Raw genomic sequence first — 20,305 nt, 5'->3', positions numbered from 1 at the left:
GTCGTTGATAGTTGGGTTGCCTGCCGGCCTAGCGCGCGCCAACGAACGCACGCGGATGGCCGCGAAGGCTGAACGTAAAGGCTGTATGCGAAGTCGGGATTGACATGTCGATTCCAGGTGAAGGCAATCGCTGCGCGCTTTGATCTGCTATCGCGACAGAAATAATGTGAGGTCAATCGTAGCAATGATCGGGTGTTTTTTCAGTTCAATTCCGCTAGGAAAAGCAGTTGTAAATTAGTTGCACTTTAACGATTTTTTCACCAAGAATTTGCTTTTCCAAGCGGAATTGGCAAGCGAATCGCCCTCAAGATTGCTAGCATTGCTCCTTTCGCCGGGCATACTGCCGAGGCACCGACCGTGAGGAATGCGCATGAGTCAGTTTGAATACCCGAGACCACAACTTGTACGCGATGCGTGGCAGTCCCTGAACGGCGAATGGGAATTCGCCTTCGACCACGAGCAGCGCTTTAGCCACCCTGGCGACCCGATCGACTGGAGCGCGCGCATCATCGTGCCGTTCGCGCCCGAGGCCAAGGCCAGCGGCATCGGCGACGAATCGTTCCACATGGCTTGCTGGTATCGGCTCATATTCGACCTGGAGCAGCGCGGCGCGCACACCATGCTGCATTTCGGCGCGGTCGACTATCATGCGCGCGTGTGGGTCAACGGCGTGCTGGTGGCCCAGCACGAGGGCGGCCATACGCCGTTCCACGCCGACATCACCGATGCGCTCAACGCGGGTCCGTCACAGACTATCGTCGTGCATGTCGAGGACGATCCGGGCGACCTGGCCAAGCCGCGCGGCAAGCAGGACTGGCAGCTCGAACCCCACTCGATCTGGTATCCGCGCACCACCGGCATCTGGCAGACGGTCTGGGTCGAGAGCTTGCCGGCGACCTACATCGGCTCGCTGCGCTGGACGCCGGTGTTCGACGGTTTCGAGATGGGCTGCGAAGTGTTGGCCGGCGGCGACATCCGCGACAACCTGGCGGTGTCGGTGCGGCTGCTGCACAACGGCGTGCTGCTGGCGGCCGACCGCTACTTGCTGGTGGGCCGCGCGGCCAACCGCAAGATCGTGTTGTCGGACCCGGGCATCGACGATTCGCGCAACGATTTGCTGTGGAGCCCAGAGCGCCCGACCTTGCTTGACGCGGAGCTGACCCTGTACTGCGGCGACCAGGTGCTCGACACGGTGCGCTCGTACACGGCGCTGCGCTCGGTGGCGATCAACCGCGACCGCTTCATGCTCAACGGCCGGCCATATCCGCTGCGCCTGGTGCTGGACCAGGGCTATTGGCCCGACACGCTGATGACCGCGCCCGACGACGACGCGCTGCGCCGCGACGTCGAACTGGCCAAGGAGATGGGCTTCAACGGCGTGCGCAAGCACCAGAAGATCGAGGACCCGCGCTACCTGTACTGGGCCGACAAGCTCGGCTTGCTGGTGTGGGAAGAGATGCCGTCGGCCTATGCCTTCAGCCCGCGCGCGATGACGCGGCTGATCAAGGAATGGACCGAGGCGATCGAGCGCGACTACAGCCATCCGTGCGTGATCGTGTGGGTGCCGTTCAACGAATCGTGGGGCGTGCCGAATCTGACCTCGACCCAGGCGCACCGCAACGCGGTCGAGGCGCTGTACCACATGACGCGGATGCTCGACGCCACGCGGCCGGTGATCGGCAACGACGGCTGGGAGGCCTCGGCCACCGATATTCTCGGCATCCACGATTACGACGCCGACCCGGAAAAAGTGCAGCAGCGCTATGCGGTGACCGATCCGGTGCGCACCTTGTTCGACCAGCGCCGTCCGGGCGGGCGCATCCTGACGCTGGACGGCTTCCCGCACCGGGGCCAGCCGATCGTGTTGACCGAGTTCGGCGGCATCGCCTTCGATCCCAACGCGCCGGCCCACCACACCTGGGGCTATTCGCGCGTGGGCGACGCCGAGACCTATCTGGCGCGCTACCGCGCCTTGCTCAAGGTGGTCAACGAGACGGTGATGTTCAGCGGTTTTTGCTACACGCAGTTTGCCGACACCTTCCAGGAAACCAATGGTTTGCTGAATGCCGATCGCAGTCCCAAGGTTCCGCTGGCGCAGATCAGCGCTGCCACGCGCAACGCCAGCGAGGTGAGCGAGGCCAGCTTGAACAACGATGCGCCGTAGTCCTACGTCAACAGCAGCGAAGTGCTGACATGGCCCGGCTGAGCTAGTCGTAGAATGCACTGGTCGGATCGTTTGTCGACGCGGCAAATGGAATGCCGATAGAAGGCGGGCGACGGTAAAAAACAAGGGCGCATTCACTAAGCTTCAACGTTGCGGTGTGATGCGTTCAATTTAATTTTCAGGGAGAAGAAAAATGAACTTTATCGGATGGATTATCATTGGTGGCCTGCTGGGATGGATCGCAAGCAAAGTCATGAACACGGATGCCCAACAAGGTATCTTCTTGAATGTCATCGTCGGCATCGTCGGCGCTTTCCTCGGCGGCCTGGTCATCGCGCCGTTGCTGGGTACCGGTACGATCAATGATGGCGACTTCAGTCTCGGCTCGCTGGGCGTATCGTTCCTCGGCGCCGTGGTGCTGCTGGCCATCGCCAACCTGGTTTTCCGTGGCCGCGCACGCTGATATCGCCATACCCGCCTGCTAAACAAAACCCCGACAGTCGTTATCGACTGTCGGGGTTTGTTTTTTTCGGAGTTGTTCTTCGCCAGACATGTTATTCAACCGTATTGGCGTACCTCGTTCGCGGCGATCTCGGCCTCGGCGAGTTTGCGGCATAGCCGCCGATATGGCACCACCGCCGACTCGGCCAGGGCCGGCTTTTTCGCCAGCGCGAGCGTGTGGTCGGCTGCCAGGAACGCGCGATAGTTTTCCAGATCGATGGACTCGCCCGGCATCGCGTTTCTGATTTGTTCCAGGTCCTCGTCCGAAAATGTGAGCCAGCAGTCGCCCTCGGCGACGCTCATGTTGATCAGGTATTGCAGCATGGTTCACGCTCCCTTGAAGATAGTCTGCATCGCGCAGCGCACATGTCAGCTACCTTCCCAGATTTGGCTGCGCACGTATGTTAGCTCGCTCACCCTGGCTGGCAGGGGATGGCCCTTGTGCGTCGCGTAAAATAGCGGGCTGTGCGCCGGGATGGCGTGTTTCCAAAGTTACGACATGCAGCATGAAAACGTCAGCGCGCGATTCCGCCGCGATTTGGTGCGACCGCACCAGCTGGTTTCGCCCGCCTGGCTGGCGGCGCTGACGGCCGGCGCTCCGGTGCCCGCGCCGCCGTCGGCGGACTGGCGCCTGCTGGAGGTCGGTTGCGGCATGGCCGGGCTGTTCGAGCATGCGCATATCCCCGGCGCGGCATACATCGATGCCCGCGAATTCGAGTGCGAACCGTTGTGGAACAAGGTTGCCGACGACGTACTATTGTGCCTGCTGCTGTCGCATGGCGTGCGCCACGACACCACCGTCATTCTCTACGGCCGCAACAACCTCGCCGCCGCGCGCCTGGCGCATCTGCTGCTGTACGGGGGCGTCGCCGATGTGCGCCTGCTCGATGGAGGTTACGCGCTGTGGGAGGCGAACCGGCATCCGTGCACGCCAGGGCGAATGCCGCTGCCGGATAGCCATGCGGTCGCGGCGTTCGGCATCGCATTCCCCGCCCATCCGGAATACCTGATCGATACCGGGCAAGCGCGCGCTTTGTTGGCGGCGGCCGACGGCGCGCTGGCGAGCATCCGCAGCGAGGCGGAATTCACGGGTAAAGTCTCCGGCTACAGCTATATCGCCGCCAGGGGGGATATCGCCGGCGCGCGCTGGGGCATGGCCGGCGTCGATGGTGACGTCAACAGCATGAGCGCGTATCACCTGGCCGACGGCCGCATGAAACCTGCCGCCGCGATCGTGCGGCAGTGGCGGCGGCAGGGCATCGTGAAAGACCTGCGGGTGGGGTTTTATTGCGGCACCGGCTGGCGCGCGTCGATGGCGTTTTTTTATGCCTGGCTAATGGGCTGGCCGAGGATCAGCGTCTATGACGGCGGCTGGCTGGAGTGGAGCGGCGATCCCGACAATGCGGTGCGGCTTGCCGCGCCCGAGTCCGCCGGTTTGCCCGTGACTTCAGTGTCCGATTGATCTAGATCAAACTTTGTGCGTGTCTGGATGCTAACTTGGAAGCTTCTCAAGCGAAGCGCGATTATGCATGTCCTAGACCTCACCATGTACTACGCCGCCGAGGGCGGCGGCATCAGCAGCTATCTCAACGCCAAGACGAAGTGGCTGGCGCGCAACAACCAGGCGCGCCACACGATACTCAGTTCGAGCGCGCAAGGAGGCGGCCTGGCGCCGTCGGTGATTGCCTTGCCGGGTTTTGCGTTTCCTGGCATCAACGGCTACCGCATACCGACGTCGCTGCGCACGCCCGCGCGCATGGTCGAGCGTTGCCGGCCCGACGTGCTCGAAGTCGGCGATGCCGGGCCGTGCGCGCTGGCCGCGCTGCATGTGCGGCGCCGGCTGCAGCTGCCGTTGATCGGCTTTTACCACTCGGACTTGCACGCGCTGGTGGGCGAGCGTTTCGGCGCGCGCGCGGCTGCGATCACCGGCAAGTACCTGCGCCATGTCTACAATCAGTTCGACCTCGTGCTGGCGCCGAGCCGCCTGATGGTGCACCGGCTCGCCGAGCTGGGCGTGACCGACCCGGTGCACCAGCCGCTGGGTGTGGACACCGATATTTTTACGCCGGAGCGCCGCGATGCGGATTTGCGGCGGCGCCTGGGACTGCCTGCGGACACCCGGCTGCTGGTCTATGCCGGCCGCTTCACGCCGCAGAAAAAACTGAACGTGCTGATCGAGGCGGTGCGGCGGCTGGGCCCGCCTTATCATCTGCTGCTGGTCGGCGGCGGTGACGCCTTGCCGGCGTCGCCCAACAGTACGGTGTTGCCTTTCGAACGCGACCCGCGCCGGCTGGCGCGGCTGCTGGCCAGTTGCGATATGCTGACCCATCCGGGCGACGGCGAAACCTTCGGGCTGATCGCGCTGGAGGCGATGGCCTGCGGCCTGCCGGTGCTGGGCACGGGCGGCGGCGTGGCCGAACTGATCGACGCCGATACCGGACTCGTGGTCGCGCCCGACAGCCCGGCCAGCATGAGCGACGGTATCGAAGCCTTGTTCGGCGCCGATCTGGCGCGGCTGGGCGCCAACGCGCGCCACAAGGCCTGCGCGCATTTCGACTGGAACCGCATCATGCCGCAGCTGATGGAACGCTACACCGCTTTGCTGGCGTCGCGCCGGCTTGCCGACGCAAGTCCCGAGGTCTGCCTTGCGGAGTGACGGTAAGGCGCTGTGCGTCTCGATCCACGACGTGGCGCCCGCCACTTGGCCCGCTTGCCAACGCTTGCTGCGGGCGATACAGGAGGTGGCCGATATTCCACTGACGTTGCTGGTGGTGCCGTGCTATCACGGCAGCGCCCAGCTTGACAGGGACTACGAGGCGATGCTTGGCAGCTTGCTGGCAAGCGGCCACGAGTTGGCGCTGCACGGTTACCGGCATCTGGACAACGGGCCGCCGCCCTCCAGCCTGGCCAAGCGCTGGCTGCGCGGCGTGTACACGCGCAACGAGGGCGAGTTCGCCGCACTGAGCGCGGCGCAAAGCCGCTTGCTGATGGCGCTGGGTTTGGAATGGTTCAATCGTCGCGGCTGGCCGGTCGACGGCTTTGTGCCGCCGGCCTGGCTGTTGGGCGATGGCGCCTGGCAGGCGTTGCACAAGTCGCCGTTTTCCTACACGACGACGTGGACGCATTTCCATCTGCTCCCGGCCCGGCGCAGCATCTGGTCGCCCAGCCTGGTGTACACGGCGCGTAATCGCAGCGGTCGCCAGCTGTCGCCACGCGTGGCGTCTGCGCAGGCCGCGTGCATGGGCTCGGCGGGACTGGTCCGCCTTGGCTTGCATCCGGCCGACGCCGAACACCCGGCGCTGCTGCGGCATGCGCAACACCTGACGGCTGCGCTGCTCGAGTCGCGCGTGCCGATGACCAAGTCAGCCTTTGCCCGATCGAGCCGATCAGTTTGATGATTTTTCCGTGTCGTGTGGTAACAATGGCTCAGCGGTCTCTACAATGGGGCGATGAAAACACCTCTCAGCGCGCTTCTTGTCCTCTCGTTCGCCGCCGCGCCGGCGTTCGCCACCAACTATTACGTCGCCCCCGGTGGCAGCGACAACGCGGCAGGCACGCAAGGGGCGCCGTGGGCGTCGATCGCGCATGCGCAAACCCAGGCCCAGGCCGGCGACACGGTCTACTTCCGTGGCGGTAAGTATGCCTACACGGCCGGGGTCGAGGTCTGCGCCAGCCGCACGGCCATCGTCAACGCCATCACGCTCAACAAGAGCGGCAGCGCGGGCCAGCCGATCCGCTACTGGGCATATCCCGGCGAGACGCCGGTGTTCGATTTTTCCGAGATGAAGGACGACTGTCGTGTCAAAGGTTTCAATGTCACGGCCAGCTGGGTGCATCTGAAGGGGCTGGAAGTCACCGGCGCGCCGCAGCAGCCGGGCAACCGGCTGAACCACGAGTCCTGGGGCGTGTGGAACAACGGCAGCCACAATGTTTTCGAGCTGCTCAACTTGCACCACAACATGGGGCCGGGACTGTTCATCCAGAACGGCAGCAATAATCTTGTGCTCAACAGCGACTCGCATCACAACTACGATCCGTACACGTCGAACGGCGCCGGGCAGAGCGCCGACGGCTTTGGCGCGCACATCAAGGCCAACCAGCCGGGCAATGTGTTTCGGGGTTGCCGCGCGTGGATGAACACGGACGATGGCTTCGACCTGATCAACGCGTTCTCGCCGGTGACGATTGAAAATTCGTGGGCGTGGCAGCACGGTTATTTGCCGGGCACGACGACGCCGCTGGCAGCCGGGAACGGCAACGGCATCAAGGCTGGCGGCTATGGCGGCGCGTATGTGGCAAACGGCGTCAAGCACACGGTGCGGTTTTCGGTGGCGTTCGCCAACAAGGCGGCGGGGTTTTATGCCAACCATCATCCGTTGGCGATCGACTTCTTTAATAATACGGCGTTCAGCAATGGTGTGAATTACAACATGCTGGGGATCGCGCCGGATGGTTCGGCCGTGAATTTCGGCAACCTGCGCAATAATCTGGCCTACAAGGGCACGGCCACGTCGAACACGGCCGGGCTGGATATGGCAAATAATTCGTGGACGACGTCGGTGCAGATCAGCGATGGCGATTTCGAGGATGTGTCGGCCAGCGGCTGGGACGCGCCACGGCAGGCCGATGGCAGCTTGCCGGTGCTGCGCAGCTATCATTTGCGGTCGACCAGCGATTTGATCGGCAAGGGAATGGATGTCGGGCTGCCGTTCAAGGGTTCGGCGCCGGATTTGGGCGCGTTCGAAGCGGCGCAGTGATGGCGGAGCCTGGCGGATTAGGCGGAACGCCGTAATCCGCCATCGATGAGCCGCCGCTGACGCTGCGCGGCTCCCCCAACCTTAATCGGCCAGCTTGGCCGCCAGCTGCTGCACCTTGGCCGGATCGGCCTTGACCGCCAGCGCGATCGCGCGGCCGTAGTTGGCATCGGCCTTCTGGAAGTGCGACAGCATCGTGTACTTGACGTTGTCATCCTTCACCTGACCCAGATCGCCCGCCAGATTGCTGACCAGATTGGCCTGCTGCTGCGCGTTCAACGACCGATAAAAATCCCCCGCCTGCGCGAAGTTGCGCGTCTTGGTGATGCGCGCCTGCTGCGTCGTGCCGCTCAGCGGCAGCTGGCTGGACTTGTACTCGGCGTTGTCGGCCAGCGGCGCGTGCGCGCTAGGCTGGTAGTTGACTTCGCCTTTACGGGCGCCGCTGTTGGCCGCGCCGTCCTGGTTGTAGTTGGCGGCGGCCGTCGTCGGACGGTTGATCGGCAGTTGCAGGCCGTTGGCGCCGAGGCGGTGCAACTGCGTGTCGGCGTACGAGAACAAACGTCCCTGCAGCATGCGGTCTTCCGATGCTTCGATGCCCGGCACCAGATTCGACGGCGCCATCGCCGATTGCTCGGTTTCGAGGAACACGTTGTCCGGATTGCGGTTCAGTGTCATCGTGCCGACTTTGGTTTCCGGCACGCTGGTCGGCCAGATCTTGGTGGCGTCAAGGCCGTTGAAGTCCAGCTTGGCCAGTTGTTCCGGCGTCAGCACCTGCACGTACAAATCCCATTTCGGGAAGCGGCCTTCCTTGATGGCGGCGATCAGGTCGCCCGTCATGTGGTTGAAGTCGCGGCCCTGGATCTCCGATGCTTCCTTGGCGGTCAGCGTTTTTTCGCCTTGCAGCGACTTCCAGTGGAATTTGACGTAGTTGACCTGTCCCTTGGCGTTGACGAATTTATACGCGTGCACGCTGTTGCCGTCCATTTCGCGGTAGCTGGCCGGCGTGCCCTGGTCGGAGTACACGCGGGTCAGCATGTGGGTCGATTCCGGCTGGTGCGAGAAGAAATCGAAAAAGCGGTTCGGGTCCTGGACGTTGGTGTCCGGCGACGGCTTGAGCGAGTGCACCATGTCCGGGAACTTGATGGCGTCACGGATGAAGAACACCGGCAGGTTGTTGCCGACCAGGTCCCAGTTGCCTTCCTTGCTATAGAACTTGGTGGCGAAGCCGCGCGGGTCGCGCAGCGTTTCCGGCGAGTGGTTGCCGTGGATGACGCTGGAGAAGCGCACGAACACCGGCGTTTCCTCGCCCGGCTTGAACACGGCCGCGCGCGTCAGGTTGGAAATGTCTTTGCTGGCAACGAAGACGCCGTGGGCGCCGGTGCCGCGCGCGTGGACCACGCGTTCAGGCTGGCGCTCGCGGTCGAAGCGCTGTAGTTTCTGGATCAGCTGGACGTCCTGCAACAGGACTGGGCCGTTCGCGCCGGCTGTCTGGGAATTCTGGTTGTCGCCGATGGGCGCGCCGTTGTCGCGTGTCATGACGGTGGCGGGCGCGGTGGCGGGGTCTGCGGTTTGGGCGGCGGCGCTGTTGATGCCGGCCACTGCCGTCAAAGCCATCGCGGCCAGACGACAGACGAGCTGAGTCGATTTCATGGGTATCTCCCTTTTGATGTGTGAAAGCAAACCTTAACGGCTGTGTCACTATTATCAAAATCAATTATCTATATGAAATCGATAGCTTTTCCGTTTTTAAAACCTTTCAGTTACAAAACTATTTTATTGCCGAACTGTTCAGCGTTTGCGTCCGCTGCTGGCGAATTGCTCGATCTTGCGCGTGGCCCCGGAGACGATCAGGATGTCGGCCGGCAGCACGCGGGTGTCGGGCATCGCGTGCTGGAAGTCCTCGCCGGGGCGCTTGACTCCAACCACCGTGACACCGAATTTCTCGCGCACGTGCGACTGCGCCAACGTCAGATCGTGCGTCATGTCCGGCGCGCGGATCTTGGCGATGGCGAAACCGTCGTCGAATTCGATGTAGTCCATCATGCGGCCGGTGATCAGGTGCGCCACCCGGGCGCCCATGTCGGACTCCGGATAGACCACGTGGTGGGCGCCGACGCGTTTGGCGATCTGGCCATGCTCCGGCGTCAGCGCCTTGACCCAGATGTCCTTGATGCCCAGTTCCGTCAGCACCATCAGCGACATCAGGCTGGCGGCAAGGTCGGTGCCGATGCCGACGATCGCGTGCGAGAACTCGGCCACGCCCAGTTGGCGCATCACGTCCTCGTTGGTGGAATCGGCTTGCACCGCGTGCGTCAGCTTGTCGGCCCACAGCTGCACCAGTTCCGTATCGCGGTCGATGCCCATGACGTCGTGGCCCATGCGCATCAGCGCCTCGGCGACGGCGCCGCCAAAGCGGCCAAGGCCGACGACGACGATGTTGTCGCTGTTCGGGAATGAGATCTGTTCCGTGAAAATTTTACCCAACAATTGGATGCTCCTCGGGATAACGATAGGGCAGGCGCCGTTCGCCCAGTACCAGCGACGCCGCCAGCGTGACGGTGCCGACCCGGCCCAGGAACATCAGCAGGGCCAGCGTGATTTGGCCGCTCGGCGGCAGGGCGGGGGTGATGCCGGTCGACAGGCCGGCCGTGCCGAACGCCGCGACCACTTCGAAAATAATCCGGTCGGTCGGGAAGTCCGATACGTGCAGCAGCACCAGCGTGCCCACGGCGACGATGCCGCAGCCCAGGACCACGACCGTGATGGCCTGGCGCTGCGCCGATGCGCCCAGCCTGCGGCCGAAAGCTTCGGTGTCGCGGAAGCCGCGCACCTCGGCGATCACCAGCAGCGCGAGGATGACGATGGTGCCGACCTTGACGCCGCCGGCGGTACTGGCGCTGCCGCCGCCGACGAACATCAGGAAGTAGTGCAGCGCCCACGATTCCGGCGTCAGCGCGCCGATATCGACGGCGTTGAAGCCCGCCGTGCGCGCGGCCACCGACATGAACGACGCCGACAGCAGCTTGTCGCCCAGGTCCATGGCGCCGAGCGTGCGCTGGTTGTGCCATTCGAACAGCAGCACGCCGAGGAAGCCCATCACCAGCAGCACGGCGGTGCCGAGCAGCGTGAGCTTGGTGTGCATCGACCAGTGGCGCGGGTCGCGCAGCTTGAGGCGCAGGTCGTGCAGCACCGGGAAGCCGATGCCGCCCGCGACGATGGCCAGCATCAGCGGCGCCAGGATCAGCGCGTCGCCGGCGTAGCGGGTCACGCTGTCGGCGTGGATCGAGAAGCCGGCGTTGCTGAACGCCGACACGGCGTGGAAGGCGCCGCTCCACATGGCTTGCGCCCACGGCAGCTCGTAGGCGAAATGCATGCGCAGGGTAAGCAGGGTTGCGATCAGCAGCTCCGAGGCGAACGTCACCACCAGCACCAGGCGCGCCACGCTGGTGACATCGCCCAGGCCCAGCGTGCGGGTTTCCATCTGGCTGATTAATTTGGTGCGCAGGCGCGGAGAATTGTTGACCAGCAGTCCAAGCAGGGTGGCGGCGGTCATCATGCCGAAGCCGCCGAACTGGAACAGCGCCATGATGACGCCCTGGCCGAAGCCGGACCAGTAGGTGCCGGTATCGACGATCGTCATGCCGGTCACGCAGACGGCGGACACGGAGGTGAAGAACGCGACGAGCAAGGGCGCGCCCTGGCCGTCCGCTTGCGAGAACGGCAGCATCAGGAGCGCGCTGCCGAAGGCGATCGCCATCAGGAATGCCAGCGCCACGGCGCGTGCGGGATGAAGCACGGATCGCATCAATGTGTCAGTCGAAGTGTCGGTATTCGGGTGGAGAAGGCGATGCAAGTCGCATCGGCGTCGGCGCGGCTCGATTATACGTGACGGTGCCCGCGCCGCAACGGCCGGCGTCCGAGTGCTGGACGGATCGGTCCCACGGTGGCATGCTGGGGTCTTCCAGATCGGCACGAGGTGGTGATGCGGCATGTGAGCGGCACGGCGATGGTGTCAACGAACCTGAGTGCAGGTGCGCGGCTGGTTGCTTTGCTGGCGTGGCTGGCCTGCTGCGCGCTGTGCGGGCCGGCCGCCGCCGAGCAGGTGTCGCTGCGCCTGTACGGCCAGTCCGACGGGTTGGCCAACCAGGCTGTTACCGCCATCACCCAGGACGGCGCCGGCTATCTGTGGATCGGCACCGAGAACGGCTTGTTCCGGTTCGACGGCGCCCATTTTCTACGCTACGGCAAGCCCGATGGCTTGCCGACGGCATTCATCACCGCGCTGGGAACCGATTCGGCCGGCCGCTTGTGGGTCGGTACCGACGCCGGCTTGTGCGAATGGCGGCGCGGCAGCTGCGTCGCCGTCAAGGATCCCGATGGCGCGCCTATCATCACGTGGGCCGGGCGCGGATTCGCCCGCAATGGCGAAGACGTGTTGCTGGTCGTCGGCAAGCGCGATCTGCTTGAGCTGCGGCGTGGCGCCACCGCCGGCACGTGGCAATCCCGATATTATTTCAGCGCGGCGCAGCGTACCGAACATCCCGAGTTGGCAAGGATCGGCGGCGTCGGCGTCGGTGTCGACGGCGACGTCTGGACCGGATGCGCCAGGCAGGTGTGCCGCTATGGCGCCAGCGGCCTGACAGTCTATGGGCCGCAACAGGGCGTGCCGGACGCATTTTGGCGCGGCATCCTTGTCGCCAAGGATGGCGTCGTGTGGCTGCGCAGCCAGGACTACCTGGTGTCGATCGCGCCCGGCGCCGCGCGCGCCGTGTCGCACGCTCCGCCGGGCGTGGCCCAGACCACGGTGCGGCAGTATTTGCCGATGGCGCAGGACAGCGACGGCACGCTGGTGTCGAACAACGACAACGGTCTGCTGCGCGGCCTGGACGGCAAATGGCGCGAGTATGGCGCCAGGGAGGGGCTCAAGGCCGACGGCGGCATCTCCGCCATGTTCACCGACCGCGATGGCGAGTTGTGGCTCGGCCTTGCCGGGCGCGGCCTGGGCCACTGGCAGGGCTATCGCTCCTTCGTCAACTGGACGACGGAGCAGGGCCTGCCCAGCGACGACATCTGGTCGTTCCACCGCGGCGCCGATGGTGTGCTCTATCTTGGCACTGGGCGCGGCCTGGCGTTCCAGCGGCCGGGCGAGCCCGGTTTTACCCAGGCGAAGGGCGGCTACGAAGGCGCCGACCATCAAATCGGCGGGGTCGCCACCGACCATGCGGGCAACGTCTGGACCGGCACCTTCTCCGGTGCGCTGGTGCGTCAGGATCATGGCACCGCGCGCGGCGTCCATGTGGCGAAGCTGCCGTTTATTTATCGTCTGTTCGTCGACGCTGCGGGCCAGTTGTGGATCGCCACCAACAACGGTTTATATGTGATCAGGGATCCGGCACGTTCGTCGAATCCGCAGCCGGTCGGGTACCCAGCTTCTTTGCTGGGTGAGCCGAAGGATGATATCGCCATCACCGGCGTGTGCCAGACTGCCGACGGCACCCTGTGGTTCCTCGCCAGCGGCAAGCTGCTGCGGCTGGCCGGCGACCGCTGGAGCGCGCCCAGGATGCCGTCGAACTTCAGTATGCTTGGCTGCGATGCCGGCAACCTGTGGATGACAGATGACCATGAAGCCATCGTCTGGTCCGCTCCGGCCGACGACAAGGCCGACGCGCTGGCCATGCAGCGCCTTCCGCTTGCGGGTACGCCGATGGCTGAGCGCTCGATGATGTCGATGCATGTCGACCGCCGCCACTGGCTGTGGATCGGCAGCGACGACGGCGTGGCCGTCTGGAACGGCAAGGCCTGGCGCGTGCTCAATCAGCAAAGTGGCCTGATTTGGAACGACAGCAACCAGTATGCGATCTTCGAGGACACCGACGGTTCCATGTGGGTCGGCACCAGCGGCGGCGCTTCGCACATCCTGCATCCGCAGGACTTGTTCTCGAACAGGCAGCTGGCGCTGAGGATCGAATCGGTCGATTACGACGGTAACGCGCTGGGCGTCAGCAAGGCGCAGATGATCGCCTGGAGCGGCGGCGCGCTGGAGATCAAGCTGGCGGTGCTGACGTTCCGCAACCACGAGGCGCTGCGTTATCGCTACCGGTTAAAGGGACTGGAAAGCGGCTGGACGGTCACCGACTCCACGGTCCTGCGCTATCCCGCGCTGGCGGCGGGCAGCTATGTGCTGGAGATTGGCGCGGAGAACACCATGCTGCAGGCGGCGGCCGGGCCGATCGAGCTGCCGGTGACGATCATGCCGCCGTGGTGGCGGAGCGGCTGGTTTTATTCCGGCTGCGCGCTGCTGGCGCTGACGATGGCATGGCTGCTGTATCGCTGGCGTTTGCGCGGCATCCTGCGCCGCAGCGCGGCGATGGAGCAGCTGGTGCGCGAACGGACCATGGAGCTGGAGGCTTCGCGCGAGGAGCATCGTATGCGCTCCCTCAAGGACGGGTTGACCAAGGCCTGGAACCGGGTCGCGATCATGGAAATGATCGGCCAGCAGATCGCCGTCAGCGCGCGCAGCGGCGGCAGTTTCATGTTGGTCATGCTCGACCTGGACCACTTCAAGCGCATCAACGACACCCACGGCCATCTGGCCGGCGACGCGGTGCTCAGGGAATTCGTGCGTCGCCTGTCGGACCGGCTGCGCGGCTCCGACGCCGTGGGCCGCTACGGCGGCGAGGAGTTCATCGTGCTGCTGCCCGGACTCTACGCCGGCGGCGGCGAACAGCGCATTCGCGACCTGCACCGGGAAGTTTGCGCCGACCCGGTAGTGACGGAGGAGGGCGTCGCCATCGACATCGCCTGCAGCTTCGGCGTGGTGGCCGGGCCGCTGCCGGACTGCACGCCCGAATCGCTGATCAAACTGGCCGACAAGGCGCTGTACCGCGCCAAGGCGAACGGCAGGAATCGCATCGAGTACGCCGAACGAGCGCCGTGAGGCGACGGCGGCTCGTCCAACTTTCCATACACGGGGTCCGCCGGCGCTCCAGTTTTTCATGCGCCCGGCACGCCGCAATCATCATTTCCGTAAAGAATTGTCATTGAAATCAATGGCTTGAATGGCTATTTTTCTCTCCAGCCGTCTGGCATAGCCATTGCTATCTATCCGTACCCCGCGGCGTCGCCGGGGGAATAAAACGGAGATGATAAAAGTGAAAAAAAAGCGCCCACTAACGCTGTATATCCTGATCGCCATGGTGTTGGGCGTAGCCGTCGGCTACGCGTGCCATCAGGCTTTCCCCGATAAAAAGGCCGCCGCCGACATCGCCGGCCATATTTCGATCGTGACGGACGTGTTCCTGCGTCTGATCAAAATGATTATTTCGCTGCTGGTGTTCTCGACCCTTGCGGTCGGCATCGCGCATCTTGGCGACGGCAAGGCCGCCGGCCGCATCGGCATGAAGGCCATGGGCTGGTTCGTGATCGCCTCGCTGGTGTCGCTGACGCTAGGCATGGTGCTGTCGAACCTGATGCAGCTCGGTACCCACCTCGGATTGCCGCTGCCGCCGATCGACGCCACCACCGGCCTGAAAACGTCGGCCTTCACGCTCAAGGAATTCGTCAGCCACATGGTGCCGAAGTCGCCGATCGAGGCCATGGCCAACAACGAGATCCTGCAGGTGCTGGTGTTCGCGATCTTCTTCGGCAGCGCCCTGGGCGCGCTGGGACAATCGGCGGCCAAGCTGACCGCCGGCGTGGACCAGCTGGCGCAGGTCATGTTGCGCATCACCGGCAGCATCATGAAAATGGCGCCGCTGGCCGTCTTCGCCGCGATGGCGTCGGTGGTCACCACCAACGGCCTTGGCATCCTGGCGACCTTCGCCAAGTTCATGGGCGGTTTCTATCTGGGCCTGGTGTGCCTGTGGGCGCTGCTGATCCTGGGTGGCTTCGCCTTTATCGGCAAGCGCGTGTTCCGCCTGATGGTGCTGATCCGCGAACCGTTCCTGCTGGCGTTTTCCACCGCCAGCTCGGAGGCCGCATATCCCAAACTGCTGGTGGCGCTGGACCAATTTGGCGTGCAGCGCAAAATCTCCAGCTTCGTCATGCCGATGGGGTATTCGTTCAACCTTGACGGCTCGATGATGTACTGCACCTTCGCCGTGCTGTTCATCACGCAGGCGTACGGCATCGACCTGTCGCTGGGCACCCAGATCACCATGCTGCTGCTGTTGATGGTGACGTCCAAAGGCATCGCCGGCGTGCCGCGCGCGTCGCTGGTGGTCATCGCCGCCACGCTCAATCAATTCAACATTCCGGAAGCGGGCCTGCTGCTGTTGATGGGTATCGACCAGTTCCTGGACATGGGCCGCTCGGCCACCAACGCGGTCGGCAACGCGGTGGCCACCGCCGTCGTCGCCAAGTGGGAAGGCGCGCTCGATGAAGAGCAGGCACCACTGAAGGACCACGAGAAGGAAGGCGGGGCCAATATCCGCGCCGCTTGAAGCACATAAAAAAAGCAGTCTAAAAAAGTAAGACCACAACGATAATCTGGAGATGTAAAGATGCAGAAAAATTTGATTGGCGCCGTGGCGCTGGGTTTGTTGTCGTCCGCCGCGCTGGCGCAATCGTCGGTCACCGTCTACGGCGTGGCCGACGCCGGGCTGCTGGTCGAGCGGGGCGGCGCCGCCGGCAATACGACCAAGGTCGGTAGCGGCATCGGCTCGGGTTCGCGCCTTGGCATCAAGGGCAAGGAAGACCTGGGCGGCGGCATGTCGCTGGCCTTCGGTCTGGAAAACGGCAACAACCTCGATACCGGCACCGCCGCCCAGGGCGGCCTGCTGTTCGGCCGCCAGGCCTACCTGTGCCTGACCACACCGGTGGGCGCGTTCAGCATCGGCCGACAGTATTCACCGTTCTATAAAACGCTGAACAACATCGCCGACCCGTTCCAGACCGGCTTCGCGGGCAATTCGCAAAACATCTTCGCCAATAACTCGCGGGTGGACAACTCGGTGGAGTACATCACGCCGAAGGTGGCAGGCTTCTCGGCCGACGTCCTGTATGGTTACGGCGAGGTGGCCGGCGACAGCAGCAAGAACCGCAGCATCTCCGGCAGCGCCACGTATGAAAACGGACCCCTGACCCTGGTGCTGGCGCACCAGCAGCGTGACAACGCACTGGCCACCGCCCGCAGCCGCAACACCATGCTGACGGCGCGCTATCAGTTCTCCAAGGTCACCGTCCACGCGGCGCACGCGCGCAACAAGGACTTGCTGGAAAATGAAAGCAAGGATACGCTGCTGGGTTTCGCGGCACAGCTGCCGGTTGGCAGAGTGCTGGTGTCGTATATCGATCATCACGACGATTCGGTACTGCGGCAGGATGCGCATCAGGGAGCGGTGGCATATCTTTACCCGCTGTCGCGCCGCACGGACCTGTACACCGCCTATGGTCATATCAATAACCGCAACGGCGCCAGTTTCAAGGTCGGCACGGCCACCGACACCGGCACCGGCACCACTGGATTTAACCTCGGCGTGCGGCATGTGTTTTAATAGCCTGCGCTCGGGCGCGGATCGAGGTAAATAAAGAGGGCATTATGGCGGCAACACCATCGCAGACGGTTCCACCATCGCGGCCGGGCCGGCGGCTTTGGGGGCGGCTCACGCTGTGGGTGCTGTTGCTGGCCGCCTGTCTGGCGCTGGCCGTGTTTTGCTGGCGCTGGGCCGAGAACGCGGCCATCGAGCGGTTGCGCCTGTCCGGCGCGCAGCGGCTCGACGGCTATGCCCTCAGCCTGGAGAACCTGCTGGCCAAGTACGACTTCCTGCCCGGTACCCTGGAGTTGAACAAGGATGTCATCGCCCTGTTGCAGCAACCGGGCGACGATGCGCTGCGCGGCGAGGTCAATCAATACCTGGAGAAGGTCAACCGCCTCTCCAAATCCACCACGATCTATATCGTCAATCTTCAGGGCGTGACGCAGGCGTCGAGCAACTGGCGCGAGCGCGATAGCTTCGTCGGCGACGACGTGTCATTCCGGCCCTATGTGCGCGACGCGCTGCGCCGCGAACCGGGTGGTTTCTACGGCGTCGGCACCACGCGCGGCGAGCCGGGATACTTTTTCGCGCACGGGATTTATCACAATGGCCGCATGCTGGGCGTGGCCACGGTCAAGGTCAATATCGAAAAGCTGGAAAAAGGCTGGGTGCAGGGCGCCGACAAGGTTTTGCTGGCGGACGCCTACGGTGTGGTCTTCCTGACCTCCGTACCTGAATGGAAATACCGCACGCTGGCGCAGTTGACGCCGGCGGTGCGGCAGGAACTGGAGGCGTCGCGCCAGTATTTTTCGCACGCGCTGACGCCACTGGGCATGCAGGAGGTGCGCCGTATCGATGGCGGCGCCAGCATCATCGAGGTGCCGGCGCCGTCGTCCGCGCCGTTGTCCGCACCGTTGTCAGATACCGGACCGCTGACGCGCATGGTCAGCCAGGCTCGCTCGCTGGCGCCGCGCAAATGGCAATTTGTGTATCTGTCCGATCTGGCGCCAGCCAGGGCCAGCGCGCGCAATGTGTTTCTGTTTGCCTTGCTGGTGCAGGCCTTGCTGGTGATGCTGGTGTTGTACGCCCGGCAGCGCCGCCGCCTTGGCCGGCAGCGGCTGCGCGCGCGCGAGGATCTGCAGCGCGCCTATGACAATCTGGAGACGATGGTGGCCGAGCGCACCTCCAGCCTGCAGCAGATGACGCACAACCTGAGCGAGGAAAACATCGTGCGCCGCAAGGCCGAACAAAAACTTCGCCAGGCCCAGAGCGAATTGGTTCAGGCGGCGAAGATGGCGGTGCTGGGGCAGATGTCGGCCGGCATCACGCATGAACTGAACCAGCCGCTGACGGCGCTGCGCACGATGGCCGACAACGCCAAGGTGCTGATCGATCGCGATCGGCTCGATGAGGCCAAGACCAATCTGGCGACAATCTCGCAGCTGGTCGGGCGCATGGGACTGATCACCGGCCAGTTGCGCCAGTTTGCGCGCAAGGCCGACGCCAGCCTGCATCCGGTGCCGGTGGCGGCGGCCATCACCGCCGCGCTGTTCCTGGTGGAGCGGCGGGTGGAGCGCGAGCGTGTGAACTTCCGCATGTCGATGCGCAGCCAGGATGTGCATGCGCTATGCGACAGCAACCGGCTGGAGCAGGTGCTGGTCAATCTGTTTAACAACGCGCTCGACGCGATGGCCGACAGCGAAACGCGCGAGTTGACCGTCGGCGTGGAACGCACCGACGAACGCGTGATGATCGGTGTGGCCGACACCGGACCGGGCATCCCGGAGGACATCCGCGCGCATTTGTTCGAACCGTTTTTCACCACCAAGCCGCAGGGCCAGGGCCTCGGCCTGGGGCTGGCCATCTCCGAGCAGATCGTGCGCGAATTCGGCGGCGTATTGCGGGTGGAGGCCGGCGTCGGCGCCAACCCGGGTGCCAAGTTTATTATTGAATTGCCGCTTGCGGAGCAGGAGACTATAGATGTATGAAGCGATGAAAGTGCTGTTGGTCGAGGATGACGCCACCGTGCGCGCGGGGAGCGCGCAGGCGCTGGACCTGGCCGGGTTCCGGGTCGAGGCCTTCCATGCGGCCGAACAGGCGCTGGCGAAGATCACCCCCGGTTTTGCCGGCGTGCTGGTGACCGATGTGCGCCTGCCGGGCATGAGCGGGCTCGATCTGATGGCGGCGGTGAAGGCCATCGACGCCCAACTGCCGGTGGTGCTGGTGACCGGCCATGGCGACATCACGATGGCGGTCAACGCCATGCGCGACGGCGCCTACGACTTCATCGCCAAGCCGTATTCGTCGGAGCAGCTGTCGGAGGTGGTGCAGCGCGCGCTGGAAACGCGCCGCCTGACCCTGGAAGTGGCGGCGCTGCGCCACCGCATCGAGCATGGCGTGGGCATCGAAGCCACCTTGCTGGGCGATTCGGCGCCGATGCGCGATCTGCGCCGCTTGATCCTGGATCTGGCCGACGAACCGGCCGATGTGCTGATCTACGGCGAGACCGGCACCGGCAAGGAGATGGTCGCGCGCTGCCTGCACCAGTACAGCCGCCGCCACAAGCGCAATTTCGTCGCCCTCAATTGCGGCGCCATTCCCGAGAATATCTTCGAGAGCGAAGTGTTCGGCCATGAACCCGGCGCCTTCACAGGGGCCGGAAAGCGCCAGGTCGGCAAGATCGAACACGCGGATGGCGGCTCGCTGTTCCTCGACGAGATCGAGAGTTTGCCGATGTCGCTGCAGGTGAAAATGCTGCGCGTGCTGCAGGAGCGCTACGTCGAGCGGCTGGGTTCCAACAACCAGGTGCCGGTGGACGTGCGCGTGATCGCCGCCGCCAAGGATGATTTGAAGGAGCTGGCGGACCAGCAGAAATTCCGCAGCGATTTGTACTACCGCCTGAATCTGATTGTGCTCAACCTGCCGCCGCTGCGCGAGCGGCGCGAGGACATTCCGCTGCTGTTCGAACACTTCCTGCTCGGCGCGGCGGCGCGCTACAAGCGCCCGGCGCCGCCGGTTCCCGGCCCGCTGATGCAATCGCTGATGGCGCACGACTGGCCGGGCAACGTGCGCGAACTGCGCAACATCGCCGAGCGCTTTGTGCTCGGATTGTCGAGCGGCGCCGACGGCCTGCTGTCGGCGCGCAGCCTGGCGCCGCTGCCGCTGGCCGACCAGGTGGGCTGCTTCGAGCGTGCCGTCATCGAGCAGGAGCTGCGCAAGGCCGGTGGTAGCGTCAGCGAGGTCAGTGTGGCTCTCGCCGTGCCCAAACAGACGCTGTACTACAAGATGCAGAAGTACGGATTGACGTCGGACGTGTACAAATAGCCGGCTTGCCGCTGACAGGTGGTTATGCGGATTTCGTCATTCTTTGTGATTTGCGTGCGCAAGACGCGAAGCGCCGGGCGGCGTAT

General features: G+C 64.2%; 15 protein-coding genes. 11 read left to right on the top strand and 4 right to left on the bottom strand.

What is annotated here, in order from left to right; genetic code table 11:
• The first annotated feature begins 370 nt into the window (after positions 1 to 370).
• Positions 371 to 2,164, top strand: coding sequence for a glycoside hydrolase family 2 protein (locus ACZ0BA_RS12095; protein ID WP_463451522.1), 1,794 nt, complete (start codon positions 371 to 373; stop codon positions 2,162 to 2,164).
• A 193-nt stretch (positions 2,165 to 2,357) separates the two neighbouring features.
• Positions 2,358 to 2,627, top strand: coding sequence for a GlsB/YeaQ/YmgE family stress response membrane protein (locus ACZ0BA_RS12090; protein WP_463451521.1), 270 nt, complete (start codon positions 2,358 to 2,360; stop codon positions 2,625 to 2,627).
• Between the two features lie 95 nt (positions 2,628 to 2,722).
• Here the strand turns inward: ACZ0BA_RS12090 and ACZ0BA_RS12085 are convergent, their stop codons facing one another.
• Positions 2,723 to 2,989, bottom strand: coding sequence for a hypothetical protein (locus tag ACZ0BA_RS12085; RefSeq protein ID WP_463451520.1), 267 nt, complete (start codon positions 2,987 to 2,989; stop codon positions 2,723 to 2,725).
• Positions 2,990 to 3,164: 175 nt separating this feature from the next.
• Between ACZ0BA_RS12085 and ACZ0BA_RS12080 the strand changes: the two genes are divergently transcribed.
• From ACZ0BA_RS12080 to ACZ0BA_RS12065, 4 genes are all read left to right on the top strand, one after another.
• A complete protein-coding gene (locus tag ACZ0BA_RS12080) occupies positions 3,165 to 4,127 on the top strand; it encodes a sulfurtransferase (protein WP_463451519.1) in 963 nt (320 codons plus the stop codon).
• 63 nt (positions 4,128 to 4,190) lie between these two features.
• Entirely contained in the window at positions 4,191 to 5,321 is a 1,131-nt protein-coding gene (locus ACZ0BA_RS12075; protein ID WP_463451518.1) for a glycosyltransferase, read from the top strand.
• Complete coding sequence (locus ACZ0BA_RS12070) at positions 5,311 to 6,060, top strand: DUF2334 domain-containing protein (protein ID WP_463451517.1); 750 nt, start codon at positions 5,311 to 5,313, stop codon at positions 6,058 to 6,060. Before ACZ0BA_RS12075 ends, ACZ0BA_RS12070 begins: the two co-directional genes overlap by 11 nt.
• Before the next feature lie 54 nt (positions 6,061 to 6,114).
• Positions 6,115 to 7,422, top strand: coding sequence for a right-handed parallel beta-helix repeat-containing protein (locus ACZ0BA_RS12065; protein ID WP_463451516.1), 1,308 nt, complete (start codon positions 6,115 to 6,117; stop codon positions 7,420 to 7,422).
• An 81-nt stretch (positions 7,423 to 7,503) separates the two neighbouring features.
• On the opposite strand, the gene ACZ0BA_RS12060 is transcribed toward ACZ0BA_RS12065, so the two are convergent.
• From ACZ0BA_RS12060 to ACZ0BA_RS12050, 3 genes are all read right to left on the bottom strand, one after another.
• On the bottom strand, positions 7,504 to 9,069 hold the full coding sequence (locus tag ACZ0BA_RS12060; protein WP_463451515.1) for a catalase: 1,566 nt from the start codon (positions 9,067 to 9,069) through the stop codon (positions 7,504 to 7,506).
• A gap of 138 nt (positions 9,070 to 9,207) precedes the next feature.
• The gene (locus ACZ0BA_RS12055; RefSeq protein ID WP_463451514.1) at positions 9,208 to 9,906 is read right to left on the bottom strand and encodes a potassium channel family protein; all 699 of its coding nucleotides are present in this window, start codon (positions 9,904 to 9,906) and stop codon (positions 9,208 to 9,210) included.
• Entirely contained in the window at positions 9,896 to 11,224 is a 1,329-nt protein-coding gene (locus ACZ0BA_RS12050) for a TrkH family potassium uptake protein (protein WP_463451513.1), read from the bottom strand. Before ACZ0BA_RS12050 ends, ACZ0BA_RS12055 begins: the two co-directional genes overlap by 11 nt.
• A gap of 177 nt (positions 11,225 to 11,401) precedes the next feature.
• Here ACZ0BA_RS12050 and ACZ0BA_RS12045 point away from each other — a divergent pair, with 177 nt between their 5' ends.
• The 5 genes from ACZ0BA_RS12045 (at position 11,402) to ACZ0BA_RS12025 (ending at position 20,219) form a co-directional block, all read left to right on the top strand.
• On the top strand, positions 11,402 to 14,356 hold the full coding sequence (locus ACZ0BA_RS12045; RefSeq protein ID WP_463451512.1) for a ligand-binding sensor domain-containing diguanylate cyclase: 2,955 nt from the start codon (positions 11,402 to 11,404) through the stop codon (positions 14,354 to 14,356).
• 214 nt (positions 14,357 to 14,570) lie between these two features.
• Positions 14,571 to 15,860 (top strand): dicarboxylate/amino acid:cation symporter, encoded by a 1,290-nt coding sequence (locus tag ACZ0BA_RS12040; RefSeq protein WP_463451511.1) that lies wholly within the window; start codon positions 14,571 to 14,573, stop codon positions 15,858 to 15,860.
• Between the two features lie 60 nt (positions 15,861 to 15,920).
• Complete coding sequence (locus ACZ0BA_RS12035; RefSeq protein ID WP_463451510.1) at positions 15,921 to 16,913, top strand: porin; 993 nt, start codon at positions 15,921 to 15,923, stop codon at positions 16,911 to 16,913.
• A 44-nt stretch (positions 16,914 to 16,957) separates the two neighbouring features.
• Positions 16,958 to 18,883 (top strand): ATP-binding protein, encoded by a 1,926-nt coding sequence (locus tag ACZ0BA_RS12030; RefSeq protein WP_463451509.1) that lies wholly within the window; start codon positions 16,958 to 16,960, stop codon positions 18,881 to 18,883.
• Positions 18,876 to 20,219: a sigma-54-dependent transcriptional regulator gene (locus ACZ0BA_RS12025; RefSeq protein WP_463451508.1), complete on the top strand. Its 1,344-nt coding sequence runs from the start codon at positions 18,876 to 18,878 to the stop codon at positions 20,217 to 20,219. The genes ACZ0BA_RS12030 and ACZ0BA_RS12025 overlap by 8 nt, the downstream gene beginning before the upstream one ends.
• The last annotated feature ends 86 nt before the right edge of the window (positions 20,220 to 20,305 follow it).

The organism is Duganella sp. AC917 (assembly GCF_979258245.1).
Note: the sequence above shows the minus strand (reverse complement) of the source record. Positions and strands in the feature narration are given on the sequence as shown.